4 protein-coding genes are annotated in these 16,111 nt (G+C 71.6%); all 4 read right to left on the bottom strand.

Annotation, left to right across the window (positions count from 1 at the left end):
• Positions 1-2: 2 nt before the first annotated feature.
• The 4 genes from AB0I43_RS30390 to AB0I43_RS30375 are packed head-to-tail and all read right to left on the bottom strand — an operon-like array spanning position 3 to position 15,982.
• The gene (locus AB0I43_RS30390; RefSeq protein WP_356980303.1) at positions 3-812 is read right to left on the bottom strand and encodes an ABC transporter permease; all 810 of its coding nucleotides are present in this window, start codon (positions 810-812) and stop codon (positions 3-5) included.
• Positions 812-1,630, bottom strand: a complete 819-nt coding sequence (locus tag AB0I43_RS30385; RefSeq protein WP_357433049.1) for an ABC transporter permease — start codon at positions 1,628-1,630, stop codon at positions 812-814. Before AB0I43_RS30385 ends, AB0I43_RS30390 begins: the two co-directional genes overlap by 1 nt.
• Positions 1,627-2,601: an ATP-binding cassette domain-containing protein gene (locus AB0I43_RS30380; RefSeq protein ID WP_356980306.1), complete on the bottom strand. Its 975-nt coding sequence runs from the start codon at positions 2,599-2,601 to the stop codon at positions 1,627-1,629. The genes AB0I43_RS30385 and AB0I43_RS30380 overlap by 4 nt, the downstream gene beginning before the upstream one ends.
• On the bottom strand, positions 2,591-15,982 hold the full coding sequence (locus AB0I43_RS30375) for an amino acid adenylation domain-containing protein (RefSeq protein ID WP_357433048.1): 13,392 nt from the start codon (positions 15,980-15,982) through the stop codon (positions 2,591-2,593). The genes AB0I43_RS30380 and AB0I43_RS30375 overlap by 11 nt, the downstream gene beginning before the upstream one ends.
• Positions 15,983-16,111: the final 129 nt, after the last annotated feature.

Genomic DNA, 16,111 nt, shown 5'->3' with positions numbered 1-16,111 from the left:
GCTCAGCGCCGGCTGGCCCGCCGGTACCCGAGCGCGGCGGGCGTCGCGAAGACCACGATCAGGCCCAGCGACCACACCACCGTGAGCAGCAGCGGGTGCGCGATCGGCCCGCCCAGCGCCAGGCCCTTCATCGCGTCCACCGCGACCGACATGGGCTGATTGCGGACCACCGGCTGGATCCACTGCGGATAGGCGATCAGCGGCACGAACCCGGTGCTGAAGAACATCAGCAGCGAGCTCAGGATCGTGATCCCCTCCACCAGTGTGGCTTTCGCGGTGAAGACGGCCACCGCGGTGACCATCGTGGCGAAGGCCAGACCGAACAGCACCGGCACGCACACGAAGGCGAGCGCGGCCGCCGGACCCTGCTGGAAACGGAAGCCGAGCAGGTGACCCACCAGGATCACCACCAGCGTGCCCGCGAGGATGCGGCAGCCCTCGGCGAGCACACGCGAGATCAGCCCCGAGGCGCGATGCACCGGCAGCACCCAGAACCGGGCCAGCAGCCCGGCGTCGCGCTCACGCCCCAGCATCACTCCGCCGGCCACCGCGCCCGACAGGGCGCCGACGATCGCGACCATCGGCACCGAGCCGTAGAGCGCGTCGGTGCCGGCGAACTTCTCGATCTGGTTGCCCACCACGATGTCGAGCATCAGCAGCAGCAGGCACGGGATGATCAGCGTCTCCAGCAGCGCCACCGGGTTGCGCGACCAGCGCAGCAGCAGGCGCTGCGTCTGAATCACCGTGTGCCGCACCAGCGAGACCGGCGCCGTCTCGGCCGGACTGTCCGCACGCGCGATCGACAGCACCATCATGCCCTCCTCGAACTCAGCCGCAGCACCAGCGGCAGGCACACCGCCAGGATCCCGATCGCCCACAGCAGCGGCGGTCCCATCAGTTCCCAGTTCACCGTGCCCGCATCGCCTTTCGTGTCCCCGGCCAGCGCGCGCAGTCCGATGGCGAACTGCGAGATCGGCTGATTGCGCACGAAAGGCTGCACCCAGGAAGGAAATTGGCTCGCGGGCGCGAGCCCGGTCGAGAGCATGCCGAGGATCAGCGGCGGCAGCACCAGGGCCTGGGTGGTCGCCTCCGGACTCTTCGACACCGTCCCGATGACGTCCGCGCCCAGGGTCAGCGCGACGCCGATCAGCATGGCGAACGCCAGGAATCCGATCGTGTGCGCCGCGTCGAGATGGAAGCGGAAGCCGATGGCGTACCCCGAGAGCAGCGCCGCGACCAGGGCGATCAGCAGCCGGAACACGTTGCCCGCCATGCGCGCCGCCACCGGCACCAGCGGCCCGATCGGCATCGAGCCGAACCGCCGGTCCAGGCCGGCGACCGCGTCCGTCGCGGCGCGGAAGGCCGCGCCGATCGCGGTGAACGCGGCCGCCTGCAGGATCACGATCGGCATCATGAACTGCGCGTAACTGCTGAATCCGTGCCCCGCGAAGGTCATCACGGTCTTCAGCGGGATGTAGAAGCTGGCCGTGAACGCCACCGGCGCGAGGATCGAGGACAGCACCTCACCGGTTTTCAGCGACGGCAGGATCAGCCGGGAGGTGAGCACCCACCATTGCTGGACGCGGACCGGCGTGGCGCGCGCGTCGGTCAGCCAGGCCCCGGCCGTCATGCCACCTCCTCCGCCTCGGCGGCGGCCAGATGTCCGGTCAGCTGCAGGAACACGTCGTCGAGCGACGGGCGGCGCAGGGCGATGTCGACCAGTTCGACGTCCGCGTCGTCCAGCCGCCGCAGCGCCTCGGCCAATGTCTTCGCGCCGTCCGGCGCGGGGATCGCGATGCGGTCGGCGTCGGCGGACAGGGTCGCCCGATTACCGTCCGGCAGCAGCGAACCCAGCGCCTCGGCGATGGTCGGCAGATCCTTCAGATCCAGCGGCACCACCTCGCAGTACGCGCCGCCGGTGCGCGCCTTCAACTCGTCGGCGGTGCCCTCGGCGATGACGACGCCGTGGTCGATCACGATGATCCGGTCGCACAGCGCGTCCGCCTCCTCCAGATACTGGGTGGTGAGCAGCGTGGTGATGCCGTGCTCACGAAAACTCGAGACCAGATCCCACACCCCCTGGCGGCTGCGTGGATCCAGTCCCGTGGTGGGTTCGTCGAGGAACACCACGTCGGGCCGGACCACCAGCCCGCAGGCGATGTCGATGCGCCGGCGCATGCCGCCGGAGTAGGTGCCGACCCGCCGGCCCGCCGCCGGGAGCAGATCGAATTCGGCCAGCAGTTCGTCGGCGCGGGCGCGGGCGGCCCGTTTGCGCAGGCCCATCAGCCGGCCGAACATCACCAGATTCTCGTAGCCGCTGAGCATGTCGTCGAGCGCCGCGAACTGCCCGGTCAGCATGATCGCGCGGCGCACCGCCGCCGGATCGGCGACCACGTCGTGGCCCGCCACCGTGGCGCGGCCCCGGTCCGGTGCGATGAGCGTGGACAGAATGTTGACCGTGGTGGTCTTGCCCGCCCCGTTCGGCCCGAGAATGCCCAGGACCTCGCCCTGCGCGGCAACGAAATTCACGCCGCGCAAGGCTTTCACCGCACCGAATGATTTCTCGATGCCCTCCACCACTACGCCGGTGTCAGTGCTCACTGCTTCCTCCAAGATATTCGTCGAGCACACGCGCGATGCTGGGAAGTACGTGCGGAGCCGTCATTTCGTCGTGGGTGACTGCCACGTCGTGCGAGGTGATCGCCCCGGTGACGTAGGGCCGCCACCCCTGCGGGCCGAAGATGTCCGAACTGTCCACGGTGGCATGGAAATACAGCACGTCGCCGGGGTAGACGGGCCGGCGGTAGCCGGTCCGGGTGCGGGCCGAGGCGTTGTAGGAGCCCGCCATGCGCTCCAGCGTGACCGCGTCGACCAGGGCCGCGCCGCCCATCCGGGCGCTGATCAGGTCGGCCGCCTGCTGCGCGGTCGCGTCGGCGGGCACGTCCTCGATGCCGAACACGGCGCCGAAGGTGCTGACGAACGAGCCCGCGGTGAGCGGTTCGATGCTGTCGCCGTCGATGTCGGCGGTGTCGGCGTCCAGCAGCGCCAGCACCCCGACCCGGGCGCCCTGCCGCTCCAGTCGCACGGCGATCTGATGCGCGATCAAGCCGCCGAACGACCAGCCGAGCAGGTGATACGGCCCGTCCGGCTGCACGGCGCGGATCTCGCGGACGTACCGGTCGGCGAATTCCTCGATGCTGCCCACGGGCGCTTCGCGCCCGCTCAGGTCCGGGGCCTGCAAGCCGTAGATCGGCCGCCCGGGGGCCAGCGCCTCCGCCAGACCCAGGTACGTCCACGACATTCCGGAGGAGGGGTGCACACAGAACAGCGCCGGTCGCTCGCCGTCGACCCGGATCGGCAGCAGCACGTCCAAGCCGAGCGCCGAGCCGGACGACGCCGCCGCGGCCGCCTGCTCCGCCAGCGCCCGTTCCTCGGCCGCGCCGAGTTCGCGGGCCGCCGGAGTCTGCGCGAAAGCCGCTGCCGCACCGAGCACTTCGACCCAGCGCTGGGCCAGCTCGGCCACCGCGCCGCCCGACAGCAGCCGCTCGGGGAACCCGAAACTCGCCTGGAGGCAATCGTCGATCACGACCGCGTTCACGTCGATCTCGGTCTGCAACGGCACATCCGGCGATTCGGTCGCGGGCAGCTCACCGAGTTCGTCGGTGGGCAGCCAGCCCAAACCCTCCAGTCCGGCCGGAATGTCGCCGACCGAGTAGCGGCCGAGATAGTTGAACCCGATCCGGCCGGGCAGCCGCCGCGGCAACTGCCGCGCGGTCTCGGCGTTCAGGTAGCGCAGCAGACCGAACCCGAGGCCCTTGTCCGGCACCGCCAGCAGCTGATGTTTCACCGCCCGGATGGCCGCGCCCAGCGCCGGGCCGCCGGCGCGGGCCTGGTCGAGGTCGAGCCCGCCGAGTTCGACCCGCACCGGGTAGACGCTGGTGAACCAGCCGACCGTGCGCGCGAGATCCGCGCCCGGCACCACTTCCTGTTGCCGGCCGTGCCCTTCCAGCCGCAGCAGCACGCTGCCGCAGCGCTCGGCACGCCAGGACTCCACGGCCACCGCGAGGGTCGCGAGCAGGGTGTCCTCGACGCTGCCGTGGAACAGGCCCGGCAGGGTGGTGAGCAGGGCGTTGGTGACGTCGGCGGGCACCTCGACCTCGACCATGCGCAGCGTCTCCGCCGTATCGAGGGCGGGATCGAGGTCCCGCGCGCCGAGGGCCGGGTCGGGTCCCGCGGCCACCGCGCGCCAATAGTCGAGTTCGGCTGTGCGCGTGGCGGAGTGCGCCTCCTCGGTCAGCGCGTGCGACCACCGGCGCATCGAGGTGCCGGTCTCGGCCAGCACCGGCGCCGAGCCCGCCGAGATCTGGGCCCACGCCGCCATGAAGTCGGGCACCAGGATGCGCCAGGAGACGCCGTCGATGACGAGGTGATGTGCGATGACGATCAGCCGGCCGGCGCGGCTGCGGTCGCCCGCCTCCCCGACCGGGTCGAGCCAGAGGAATCGCAGCACGGCGCCGGCGCCGGGATCGAGCCGCCGCATCGCCGATTCGAGTTCGCCGAGCGCGTATTCGCGCAGGTCGACGACGTCGGCGTCGGCCGCGAACTCGACCCGGTGCACCAGCGCCGCCGCGTCGACCGAGCCCGGTTCGCCGACCCGCAGCCGCCACCGCTCGCCGTCGTGGAAGAGTCCGGCGCGCAGCATGTCGTGCCGATCCAGCACGGCGGCGATGGTCGCGACCAGCTGCTCGTGCCGGATGCCGACCGGCAGTTCCAGCACCGCCGTCTGCGCGAACCGGCGGTGGTCGCCGCCGCGTTCGAGCATGTAGTGCACGATCGGCGGCAACGGCAGCTCGCCGACGCCGCCGCCGGGCAGTTCCGCCAGCGTGACCGTCTCACCCGCGGCGTCGGCGGCGGCCGCGAGCGCCGCCACGGTGCGGTGCTCGAACACCTGGAGCGGGGTGACGGTGACCCCGCGCACCTTGGCCCGGGACACCAGCTGGATCGCGAGGATGCTGTCACCGCCGAGGGCGAAGAACGAGTCGGCGGTGCCGACCTGCTCGCGACCCAGGAGCTCGGCGAAGACCTCCGCCAGGACCGTTTCGGTCGGGGTCCCCGGGGGCACGTATTCGGCGCGATCGTCGCCGAACACCGGTTCGGGCAGGGCTTTCCGGTCCAGCTTGCCCACCGCGTTGAGTGGAATCGCGTCGAGCACCACGACGGCCGCGGGGACCATGTAGCCCGGCAGGACGTCCGCGGCGTAGGCGCGCAGCCGCGCCACATCCAGCTCGGCCCCGGGCTCGCGCACCACGTACGCGGCGAGCGCCGTCGCGCCGGTCGGCCCCGGAACACCCAGGGTGACAGCGAATTCCACGCCCTCGGCCCGGCCGAGCACCGCGTCGATCTCGCCGAGCTCGATGCGCTGGCCGCGCACCTTCACCTGGAAATCCGTGCGGCCGAGGTATTCCAGCTCCATCCCGGCCGGGCCGCGGGTCCAGCGCACCAGATCGCCGGTGCGGTACATCCGCTCACCCGGGTCGCCGTAGGGGTGGGCCACGAAGCGGGCGGCGTTCAGGTCGGGCCGGGCGTGGTAGCCCCGCGCCAGCGCCGGGCCCGCCAGATACAGCTCGCCGGGCACGCCGAGCGGCACCGGTCGCAGCCGGTCGTCCAGTACCAGCGCCGCCGCGCCCTGGATCGGGCCGCCGATGGTCACCGGCCGCTCCACGCTCAGCGCCGCCGAACCCGTTGCCCAGATGGTGAATTCGGTTGGACCGTACAGATTGATCATCGACCGGCCGGTGGACCACCGCTCGACGAGTTCCGCGCCGACCGCCTCCCCGGCCACCGCCAGCACCCGCACGCTCGGCACCTGCGCGGGATTCACCGTCGCCAGCGCGGACGGCGTGATCACCACGTGGGTGACCTGCTCGGCGTCGATCAATTCGGTCAGCGCGTCACCGCCGAACACCTCGGGCGGGGCGATGACCGCCGCGCCGCCGGAACCGAACGCCATCAGCGCCTCGAAGATCGAGGCGTCGAAGCTCGGCGAGGCGACCTGCAAGACCCGGGAGTGCTCGTCCACGCGCAGGGACCGGCGCTGGGCGGCAACCACATCGGCGAGGCCGCGATGGCTGACGGTCACGCCCTTGGGTGTCCCGGTCGAACCGGAGGTGTAGATCATCCAGGCGGGATGATCCAGTCGCAACGCCGTCGCCGGCACGGCCGTGTCGTCGGCGGCGGCCCAATCCCGCTGGAACGCAGGATCATCGAGCACGAGCCAGTGGCCGTCGCCGAGCGCTGCGCGGTGCCCGGCGAGCGTGAGCCCCAGCACCGCTCCGGAGTCGGTGAGCATGTGCCCGATGCGGTCCATCGGATGTTTCGGGTCGACCGGTAGGAAGGCCGCGCCGGCCTTGGCCACCGCCCAGACTGCGGTCAGCAGTTCGGGGCCGCGGGTGAGACCCAGCGCCACCACGGTTTCCGGCCCCGCTCCGGCGGCCAGCAGGATCCACGCGAGCCGGTTCGAGCGCGCGTCGAGTTCGGCGTAGGTGGTGGTGCGGCCCGCGTGGACCAGGGCCGGACGCTCGGCGTAGCGGGCGGCCGAGTCCGTCAGCAGCCACGGCAGCGTCACGGCATTCGCTCCGGCCGGGCCGCGCACCGGTACCAGCTCGGCCCGCTCCGCGGGTTCGAGCAGATCGATGTCGGCGAGAGTGCGCGCCGGGTCGGCGATGATCGCCGCCAGCACCCGCCGCCAGCGGGCCAGCACCGACTCCACGGTCGCGCGGTCGAAAAGATCCGCGGCGTAGGTGAGTACGCCCGCGATGCCGTCCGGGCCCGCGCCGGTGAACCGCTCGCGCAGGTCGAAGGCCAGGTCGAACTGGCCCGCGCTGCGTTCCAGATCCTCGACCGTCACCCGCAGCCCCGGCAGTTCGAGGACCGGCTCCACGAAGTTCTGCAATGACAGCGACACCTGGAAGATCGGCGCGTGCGCGGTCGAGCGGGCCGGATTCAGCACCTGCACCAGGCGCTCGAACGGCATGTCCGCGGCGGCGAACGCCGCCAGGTCGGCATCGCGGACCGCGGCGAGGAATTCGCCGAAGGCGAGGTTCGGATCGACCCGGGACCGCAGCGCGAGGGTGTTGACGAACATCCCGACCATGCCGTCGAGCGCCGCCTCACCGCGCCCGGCCACCGCCGTCCCGATCACCACGTCGTCGGTGCCGCCCAGCCGCGCCAGCAGCACCGCGAGCGTGGCGTGCACCACCATGAACACGCTGACCTCGTGTGCGGCCGCCACTTCCAGCACGCCCCGGTGCAGGTCCGCCGCCAGCGCGAAGTCCAGATCGGCGGTGCGCATCGACTGCACCGCCGGGCGCGGCCGATCGGCGGGCAGCTCCAGCAGATCCGGGGCACCGGCCAGCGCGGTACGCCACTGCCGGATCTGACCGGCCGCCAGCGACTCCGGGTCCGCTTCGTCGCCCAGCAGTTCGCGGTGCCACAGGGCGAAGTCGGCGTACTGGACCGGCAGCGGCGCCAGCGCCGCGCCCGCCCCGGCGGAGTGCGCGGCATAGGCGGTTATCAGATCGGTGGCCAGCGGCGCCATGGACGCGCCGTCCGCGCTGATGTGATGCACCACGAGCACCACCACGTGTACCGGCGCATCGAGCTCGTGATCCGCGGTGTCGTCGCCCCGCACCCGGAACAGGCCCACCCGCAGCGGCGGCTCGATCGACAGATCGAAGCCGACGCCCGCCAGCGCGTCGATCCGCGCCCGCAGCGGCGCACCGTCTTCGGTGTCGACGACCACGAGTTCCGTTGCCGCCGTGTCGGTTCCGACGACGACCTGGCGCGGGCCTTCGGCGTCGGCCGGGTACATGGTGCGCAGGCTCTCGTGCCGGTGCACCACCTCGGCCAGCGCCCGTCGCATCGCCGCGGTGTCGAGCGCCCCGGTCAGGCGCAGCGCGACCGCGATGTTGTACGCGGCCGAGGCGGGTTCGAGCCGGTTGAGCACCCACATGCGCTGCTGGGCCGGCGACAGCGGGAGGCGGTCGGGCCGCAGGCGCGGAGCCAGGGCGAAGCGGGCACGGGCGCCGGGCGCGGCGGGCACGACGCGGCTCGCCAGCTGGGCCACGGTCGGTGCGTCGAACAGGTCACGCAGTGCGATGGTCGAACCCAGCGCGGCGTTCACGCGGGCGACGACCCGGGTCGCGCTGAGCGAATTGCCGCCGAGTTCGAAGAAGGACTGGTCGACGCCGACCCGCTCGGTACTGAGGACATCGGCGAACACCGCGGCCACGGCCTCCTCCACCGGGGTGCGCGGCGCGAGGTAGGGGCGCTGCGCCCGCTCGAAATCCGGTATCGGCAGCGCCTTCCGGTCCAGCTTGCCGACCGGGGTGAGCGGCACGTCGTCCAGCACCAGGAGATACCCCGGCACCATGTAGCCGGGCAGTCGGCCCGCCACCTTGGTGCGCAGCCGCTCGGTGTCGAATTCCGTTTCCGCGCCGACGGATTCCCGCCATGCCTGCGTGGGCACGACATACGAGACCAGAACCGTTTCACCGCCCGGTCCCGGCAGGCCGATCGTCGCGGCGTACTCCACGTCCGCGTCGGCGCCGAGCACCGCGTCGATCTCGCCCAGCTCGATCCGCAGACCGCGAATCTTGACCTGGAAGTCGCTGCGCCCCAGATACTCCAGCTCCAGCGCACCGTCGCGCAGCACCCAGCGCACCATGTCGCCGGTGCGGTACATCCGCTCCCCCGGCGCGGCGAACGGGTTCGCGACGAACCGGGCCGCCGTCAGCGCGAAACGGTTGAAATAGCCGCGCGCGATGGCGGATCCGGCCAGATACAGCTCGCCCTCGACACCGACCGGCACCGCCCGCAGCCAGCCGTCCAGCACCATGAGGTCCGCACCCCGGATGGGGCCGCCCATGGTCACCGGCTCCCCCGCTCGCAGTTCGCCCGGCCCGGTGGCCCAGATGCTGAATTCGGTGGGGCCGTACAGATTCAGCATGCGCCGCCCGGCCGACCACTGCGCGGTCAACTCCGCGCCCGCCGCCTCGCCGGCGACCGAGAGCACCCGCAGGTCGGGCAGGTCGCGCGGGTCCATGGTGGCCAGTACCGACGGCGTGATCACCGCGTGCGTGACGCGTTCGGCCCGCAGCAGTTGCTCGAGTTCGCTGCCGCCGTACACCTCCGCCGGCGACAGCACCAGCTGCCCGCCCATGCCGTGCGCACACAGCATCTCGAAGACCGAGGCGTCGAAGCTCGGCGAGGCCACCTGCAGTTGCCGCGCCGTCGGATCCAGGGCCAGCGACTCCCGCTGTGCGGTCACGAGATTGGCCACGCCGCGATGACTCAGCAGCACCGCCTTGGGTTTTCCGGTCGAGCCGGAGGTGTAGATCAGGTAGGCGGTCTGATCCATCCGGATCGCCCCGCCCCGTTCGGCGTCGGTGATGGGGTCCGCCGAGACCGTCATCACCCGGCGGATGGTGTTGAGCTCGTCCAGCAGCAGCCAGTCGATGGAGCCGGGCAGCGTCTCGCCGGTGGCGTGCACCGTGACGCCGATCGGCGCCTTGGAGTCGGTGAGGATGTGCTCGATCCGCTCCACCGGATAGTTCGGATCCAGCGGCAGGAACGCCGCGCCGGTCTTCACCAGCGCCCACACCGCGACCACCGATTCGATGGATCGGGTGAGCGCCAGCACCACGAACACCTCCGCGCCGACGCCGCGCCGCAGCAGCACCCGGGCGAACCGGTTGGACCAGGCGTCGAGATCGCGGTAGGTCATGCGGTCACCGCCCAGGCTGACCGCGATCGCGTCCGGGTCTATCGCGGCACCCGCGCCGAGCAGCTCCGGCATCGTGCGCCCCGGCACCGGCGGCGCGCCCCGGCGCGGCAACAGCGCCGCGTGCTCGGCCCGGTCACAGTGCCGCAATCGCGCCACCCGGGCGTCCGGCCGCTCGGCGATCTGGCGGAGCAGCAGGACGAAACGATCCAGCAGCCGAGCCGCGTCGGGTTCGGCGAAATAGTCGGCGAGATATTTCACCGTGATCCGCAGGGTGTCGCGCCCGCCCGCCTCGCCGTGCAGCGGAATCACCATCAGATTCAGCGGGTACGGCGTCGCGTCCGTGCCTTCGACGTCGAGGACCCGCATGCCCGCGATGTCCAGCGACCGCGACAGCGTCTCCCGATCGATCGGGTACGACTCGAAAACGGTGAGCGTGTCGAACAATTCGGCCAGACCCACCGCCTGGTGGATCTCGGCCAGGCCGACCTGCTGATGATCCAGCAGCCGCGCCTGCTCGGCCTGCAACCGCGCCAGCAGATCCGCGACGCGCTCGGCCGGATCCAGCCGCACCCGCACCGGCAGGGTATTGATGAACAGCCCCACCATGTCCTCGACGCCGGCCAGCTGCGGCGGCCGCCCGGACACCGTGCCGCCGAACACCACGTCGGTGCGGCCGGTCAGCATCACCAGCAGCAGCGCCCACGCCGCCTGCACGGCAGTATTGGTGGTGGCTCCGGCGCCGCGGGTGGTCGCCTCCAGCCGGGCGATCAGCTCGGCGGGCAGATCCACCGACACCATGCCCGACTCGGTGGACTGCACCTCGGCCAGCGTCGGCACCGCCCGGGTCGCGGCGTCCACCCCCGCCAGCGCCGTGCGCCACGCCTCGAGCGACTCCACGGCCCGCTGATCGGCCAGCCAGGTCAGGAACCCACGGTAGGACGGCGCGGGCGGGAGCGCCGCACTCGTCGCGATGCCGGACGCGGCGGCGATGTACATGGTCAGCAGCTCGCGCACCAGCAGCGGAGTGGACCAGCCATCCAGCACCACATGGTGATTGGTCATCAGCAGCGTGTAGGTGTCGTCCGCCGTGCGGATCAGCAGGAACCGCAGCAGCGGCGGGCGGGTCAGATCGAAGCGGCTGCTCGCGTCCACCGCGAGGGTGCGGTCCAGTTCCCGCTGCCGCGCGCCGGGCTCGCCGAGGTGCCGCAGATCCAGTTCCCGCCAGCGCACTTCGGCGGCCGCGAGCACCAATTGCCTGGGGCCGTCCGCGGTTTCGACGAAGGCGACGCGCAGGTTCTCGTGCCGGTCCACCAGCGCCTGTGCGGCGGCACGCAATCGCGGTGCGTCCACGTGCCCGGCCAGGGTGAGCCGGGTCTGCACGGTGTAGCCGTCCGCGGTGTCGGTGTCGTACAGGGCGTGGAACAGCAGCCCGTACTGCAGCGGTGAGAGCGGCCACACATCCGCGAGCGCCGGGTAGGCGCGCTCCCAGGTCTCGATCTCGGACTGCGTCACGCGGGTCAGCGGAAAATCGGAGGGGGTGTGCCCACCGGCCTGCGCCCCGGCCAGCGCGGCCAGCGCCGCCGACCACAGCCGGGCGAGTTCGCCGACCTGCGCCGCGTCCAGGATCCCCGAGGCGTACGCCCAGGTCACCTCCAGGTCGGTGGCCCCCATGATCGCGTTGATGTCGAGGACGGCGGGCAGCGGCGCGCGGTCGTCCTGGGTCGAGGCGAACCGCCTGGGCAGCCAATCGCCCTCCGGTCCCCCGGCCGCGCGGCCCAGATAGTTGAAACCGATCTGCGGCGGCGCGGCGGCCGCCAGCACGGGCGCGGTCTCCGGATTCAGGTACCGCAGCATGCCGTAGCCGACACCCTTGTCCGGCACCGCCCGCAACTGTTCCTTCGCGGCCTTGATCGCGGCGCCGGCCGCCGGGCCCCCCGCGAACGCGTCGTCCACGTCGATGCCCGTCAGATCGATGGCCACCGGATAGACGCTGGTGAACCAGCCCACCGTGCGCCCGAGATCCGCGCCCGGCAGCACCGATTCCTCCCGCCCGTGCCCCTCCAGCAGGAACAGCGCACCCGCCCGATCTCGCCAGCGGGCGACCGCGAGCGCCAAGGCGGCCAGCAGCACATCATCCGCGCCACAGTGAAAACGTTGCGGCACAACGTCGAGCACCGCACCCGCCACCTCCGCCGCCACGCTCGTCCGCAGCTCGGCCATGGTCGCGACCACGTCGACCGCCGGATCGGCCGCCCGCGCACCGATCAGTGGATCGGGCGTCCGCACAATCCGCTCCCACGCCTCGAGCTCAGGCGCCCGCCGCCCCGCCTCCAGCACATTCGCATGCGCCCAGCGGCGATAAGACGTCCCCACCGGCTCGAGCTCCCCACCGAGAAACGCGGTAGCCAAGTCCGGCAGCAGAATTCGCCAGGAGACACCGTCGGTGACCAGGTGATGCGCCACGAGCCACAACACCGGGGTATTCGCGGCTGTGTGATCGGATTCGGCTCGCGCAGCGCCCGGCGCAGCCTCTATCAGCACGAAGCGGGCCATCACACCGGCCGCTGGATCGAGTTGGTCAGCGGCGCGCTGCAATTCGTGCTCGTAGGTCGCGTCCGGGTCGGGGCCTTCCGAGACCGTGTCGATCAGGTCTTCCGCGTCGATCGAACCCGGTTCGGCGACTTGCCATTCCCAGGTGTCGCCCGCGCGAAGCACCTTGCTCCGGAGGATGTCGTGGCGGTCGAGCAGTGCTTGGACCGCTCGGGCCAACTGCTCGCGGGTGGCGCCCGCGGGCAGCCCTATCAGCACAGCCTGGCTGTAGCGCTGCCAGGTTTCGCCCTGGGCGAGCATGGCGTGCGCGATCGGCGTCGGATCGATCGCGCCGACGCCGCCGCCGGGCAGTTCGCGCACGGCGGTGTCGGCCGCCTCGGTGGCCACGGCCGCGAGGGCGGCGACGGTCTTGCGCTCGAACACGTCACGCGCGCTGAACGCCAGACCGGCCGCGCGCGCCCGCGACACCAGCTGGATGGAGATGATGCTGTCGCCGCCCAGGCCGAAGAAGTTGTCGTCGACGCCGACCGCGTCCACGCCGAGCACCTCCGCGAACAGCGCCGCCAGCACCTCCTCGCGCTGCGTCGACGGCGCCCGGCTCACCACGGTGCGCACGCTGAAATCCGGTGCGGGCAGCGCCTTGCGGTCCACCTTGCCGACCGGCGTCAGCGGAACCCGGTCGATCGGCATCACGACCGTAGGCACCATGTAGGCCGGAAGTTCCTGCCCCAGCGCCGCTTTCAGCGCTTCGGCAGCCACCTCCACACCCGGCTCGCCCAGCACATAGGCGACGAGCGCGGTCGCACCGGCCGGCGTCTTCGCACCGATGGTGAGCGCGAACTCGACCCCGGGCTGCCGCTGCAACGCGGCATCGATCTCACCGAGCTCGATGCGGTACCCACGCACCTTGACCTGAAAGTCGCTGCGGCCCGCGTACTCCAGCTCCAGCCGTCCCTCGGTGCGGCACCAGCGCACGAGATCGCCGGTGCGGTACATCCGCGCCCCCGGCGTGTACGGGTCGGCGACGAAACGGCTCGCGGTCAACCCGTTGCGCCGGTGATAGCCCCGGGCCACCGCCGGACCGCCGAGGTACAGCTCCCCGGTCGCCCCGGGCGCCACCGGCCGCAGGAACGGATCCAGCACCACCGCCGTGACGCCGCGCGCCAAGCTGCCGATGGTGACCGGCGCCTCGGGTTCCAGCGGTGCGCTCACCGTCACGGTGATCGTGGTCTCGGTCGGACCGTACCCGTTGAGCAGCCTGCGCCCGGCCCACCGCGCCACCAGCTCCGGCGGGCACGCGTCGCCGCCGACGATCACAGTGCGCAACGCGGGCAGGGTCGCGGGATCCAGCGAAGCGACCACCGCCGGTGTCACATTCAAATGCGTAACCGCTTGCGCCCGCAGCACTTCCGCGAGCTCGGCACCCGCGTACGCCGCCGGCGGCACCACCACCACGGTCGCCCCGGCGGCGAACGCGACCAGCAGCTCCTCGATGGAGATATCGAAACTCGGCGAAACCGCGTGCGCCACCACAGAATCGGCGTCGACCTGAAACGCCGCACCGGAGTTGGCCACCAGATTCGCCAACCCCCGATGCGTCACGGTGACGCCCTTGGGCAGTCCGGTCGACCCGGAGGTGTAGATCACGTAGGCAGGCTGGTCGAGATGAACGGCAGCGATCCGGTCAGCGTCGGTCGGCACAGCAGACGGGGCACCGGCTGCCGACGCCGCCGGGTCCGCGACGAACGCGCCGGGGCCGCGGAGGGATTCACTCGAGTCGGAGACCTGCCCCGACGGCTCGCTATCCGCAGCCAGTTGCTCGGCTGCCGGTGCCGTCAGATCGCCAGGCTCTTCCGAACTTGCGGCGGCCCCCGCGATCTCGAGCCTCCCCGATTCGAGAACACACCACTCGAGCGCGTCCGGCAGCGCCGCGCGCACCTCGAGCACCGTGACGCCGACGACCGCCCCGCTGTCCCGCACCATGTACTCGATGCGATCCGCCGGGTACCCGGGATCGATCGGCACGAACGCCGCGCCGGTCTTGGCAACCGCCCACATCGCCAGCACCGAATCCAGCGATCGCGGAATCGACAGCGCGACAGTGCGTTCCGGTCCCGCCCCGGCACGGATCAGCGCCCGCACCAGCCGGTTGGTGCGCAGGTCCAAGTCGCGGTAGGTGAGCCGCTCCGCACCCGCGACGAGCGCCACCGCCGCCGGATCCAGCGCCGCGCCCGCGGTGAGGATCTCGGGCAGCGTCCGCGGCGGCACGTCGGTCGCGCCGCGCGCCGGAACCAGCTCCGCCGCCTCGTCGTCGAACAGCACCGGCACCGTCGACAGCGGCGCGTCCGGCCCGGCGAGCAGGAACCGGTGCAGGAACGCCAGGAACCGCCGGTGCTGCCCGGCCAGTTCCGCCGCGCTGTACAGGTTCGGATTCGCCTGGAAATCGATGTGGGTGCTCTCCCCGCCCATCCCCGGATACAGGTTCAGGAACAGGTCGTCGATCATTCCGGAGGTCAGGACGTGCATCCGCCCGGTGACCTCACCGAGCTCGATGCGGGTGTCGGCCATCATCAGATTCACCGTGGGCCCGAAGGACGCGCCCTCGTCGACGGCCCAGCCCAGATCGCGGACGATGTCCTCCTGCCGGTAGCGCTGCCGCCGCAACGCCGAGGTCAGCTCGCCCTGCGCGGCCCGGATGACCGCGCCGACCGTCGGCGCCGCGTCCAGCCGCAGCCGCAGCGGCACGACATTGGCGACCATGCCGCCGGAGCGGCGCAGCGAGGCGGTGGTGCGTCCCGAAACCGGCAGGCTGAGCACGACTTCCGGCGCGCCGGTCATGGCGGCGAGGTAGGCGCCGAAGGCCGCGACCACGATCGGCGCGATGCTGGAGTTCTCCGCCTTGGCGACGGCGTCCAGCAGTTCGGCGGTCCCCGCGGGCAATTCGCCGGCGGCGACCCGCGGATGCGCGTCCACCTCGGCGGCCCGCCCGGCCAGACTGACCGGCTCGGCCATCCCCGCCAGATGTTCGCGCCAGTACTGTCCGTCGGCCTGGAACCGCGGCGAATCCCGGTATGCCGCATCGCTGTCGATGATCTTGCGCAGATCCTCGGCGCGGTTCGGCGGCGGCTCCCGCCCGGCCAGCGCCGCGTTGTACAGCTCGGCGGTGCGCTGCAGCATCGTCATCGCGCCGAACCCGTCCAGCACGATGTGGTGAATTCGCTGATACCAGTACCAGTGATCCTCCGCCAGCCGCAGCAGCACATAGCAGCCGAGCGGATCGCGCAGCAGATCCAGCGGCGCGGTGTATTCCGCATTCATCCAGGCCTGCGCCGCCGCCACCGGATCGGCTTCCCCGCGCAGATCCAGCACCGGGATCCGGTCGTCCTGCGCGGTGTCCACCACTTGGTAGGGAAAGCCGTCGACCTCGGTCAGGCGCACATAGCCGGTGCCGAATTCGCGCCCGGCCTGCCGCGCGACGTCGGCGAGCAAGCCGACGTCGACGGGTCCGGCGAACTCGACGTACTGCGCGATGGAGATGGCGGTGTCACCGGCGAAATGCTGGGCGAACCAGATACCACGCTGGGCGGCGGACAGGGGAAAAGCACCGGCGGGCAACCGCTCCGGCGCGACCGGCGAAGGGGATCGCATAGAAGTTCCTGGAAGTTCAGGAGATAGCCAGTGAGGACAAGGCAGAACGCGCGCCGCACCGGTGCCCGGCGGGCGCGCAGTCGAGGCCGATCAGCCTGTCCGATCGCGCGGGATCGCGGCTTTCAGCGG

The organism is Nocardia sp. NPDC050435, from assembly GCF_040655395.1.
Classification (GTDB): domain Bacteria; phylum Actinomycetota; class Actinomycetes; order Mycobacteriales; family Mycobacteriaceae; genus Nocardia.
The sequence above is the reverse complement of the archived record's forward strand: the minus strand, read 5'-3'. Positions and strand labels throughout refer to the sequence as shown.

Coding starts and splice junctions, on each gene's coding strand:
- AB0I43_RS30390 (WP_356980303.1), bottom strand. CDS start 812: ATGGTGCTGTCGATCGCGCGTGCGGACAGTCCGGCCGAGACGGCGCCG.
- AB0I43_RS30385 (WP_357433049.1), bottom strand. CDS start 1,630: ATGACGGCCGGGGCCTGGCTGACCGACGCGCGCGCCACGCCGGTCCGC.
- AB0I43_RS30375 (WP_357433048.1), bottom strand. CDS start 15,982: ATGCGATCCCCTTCGCCGGTCGCGCCGGAGCGGTTGCCCGCCGGTGCT.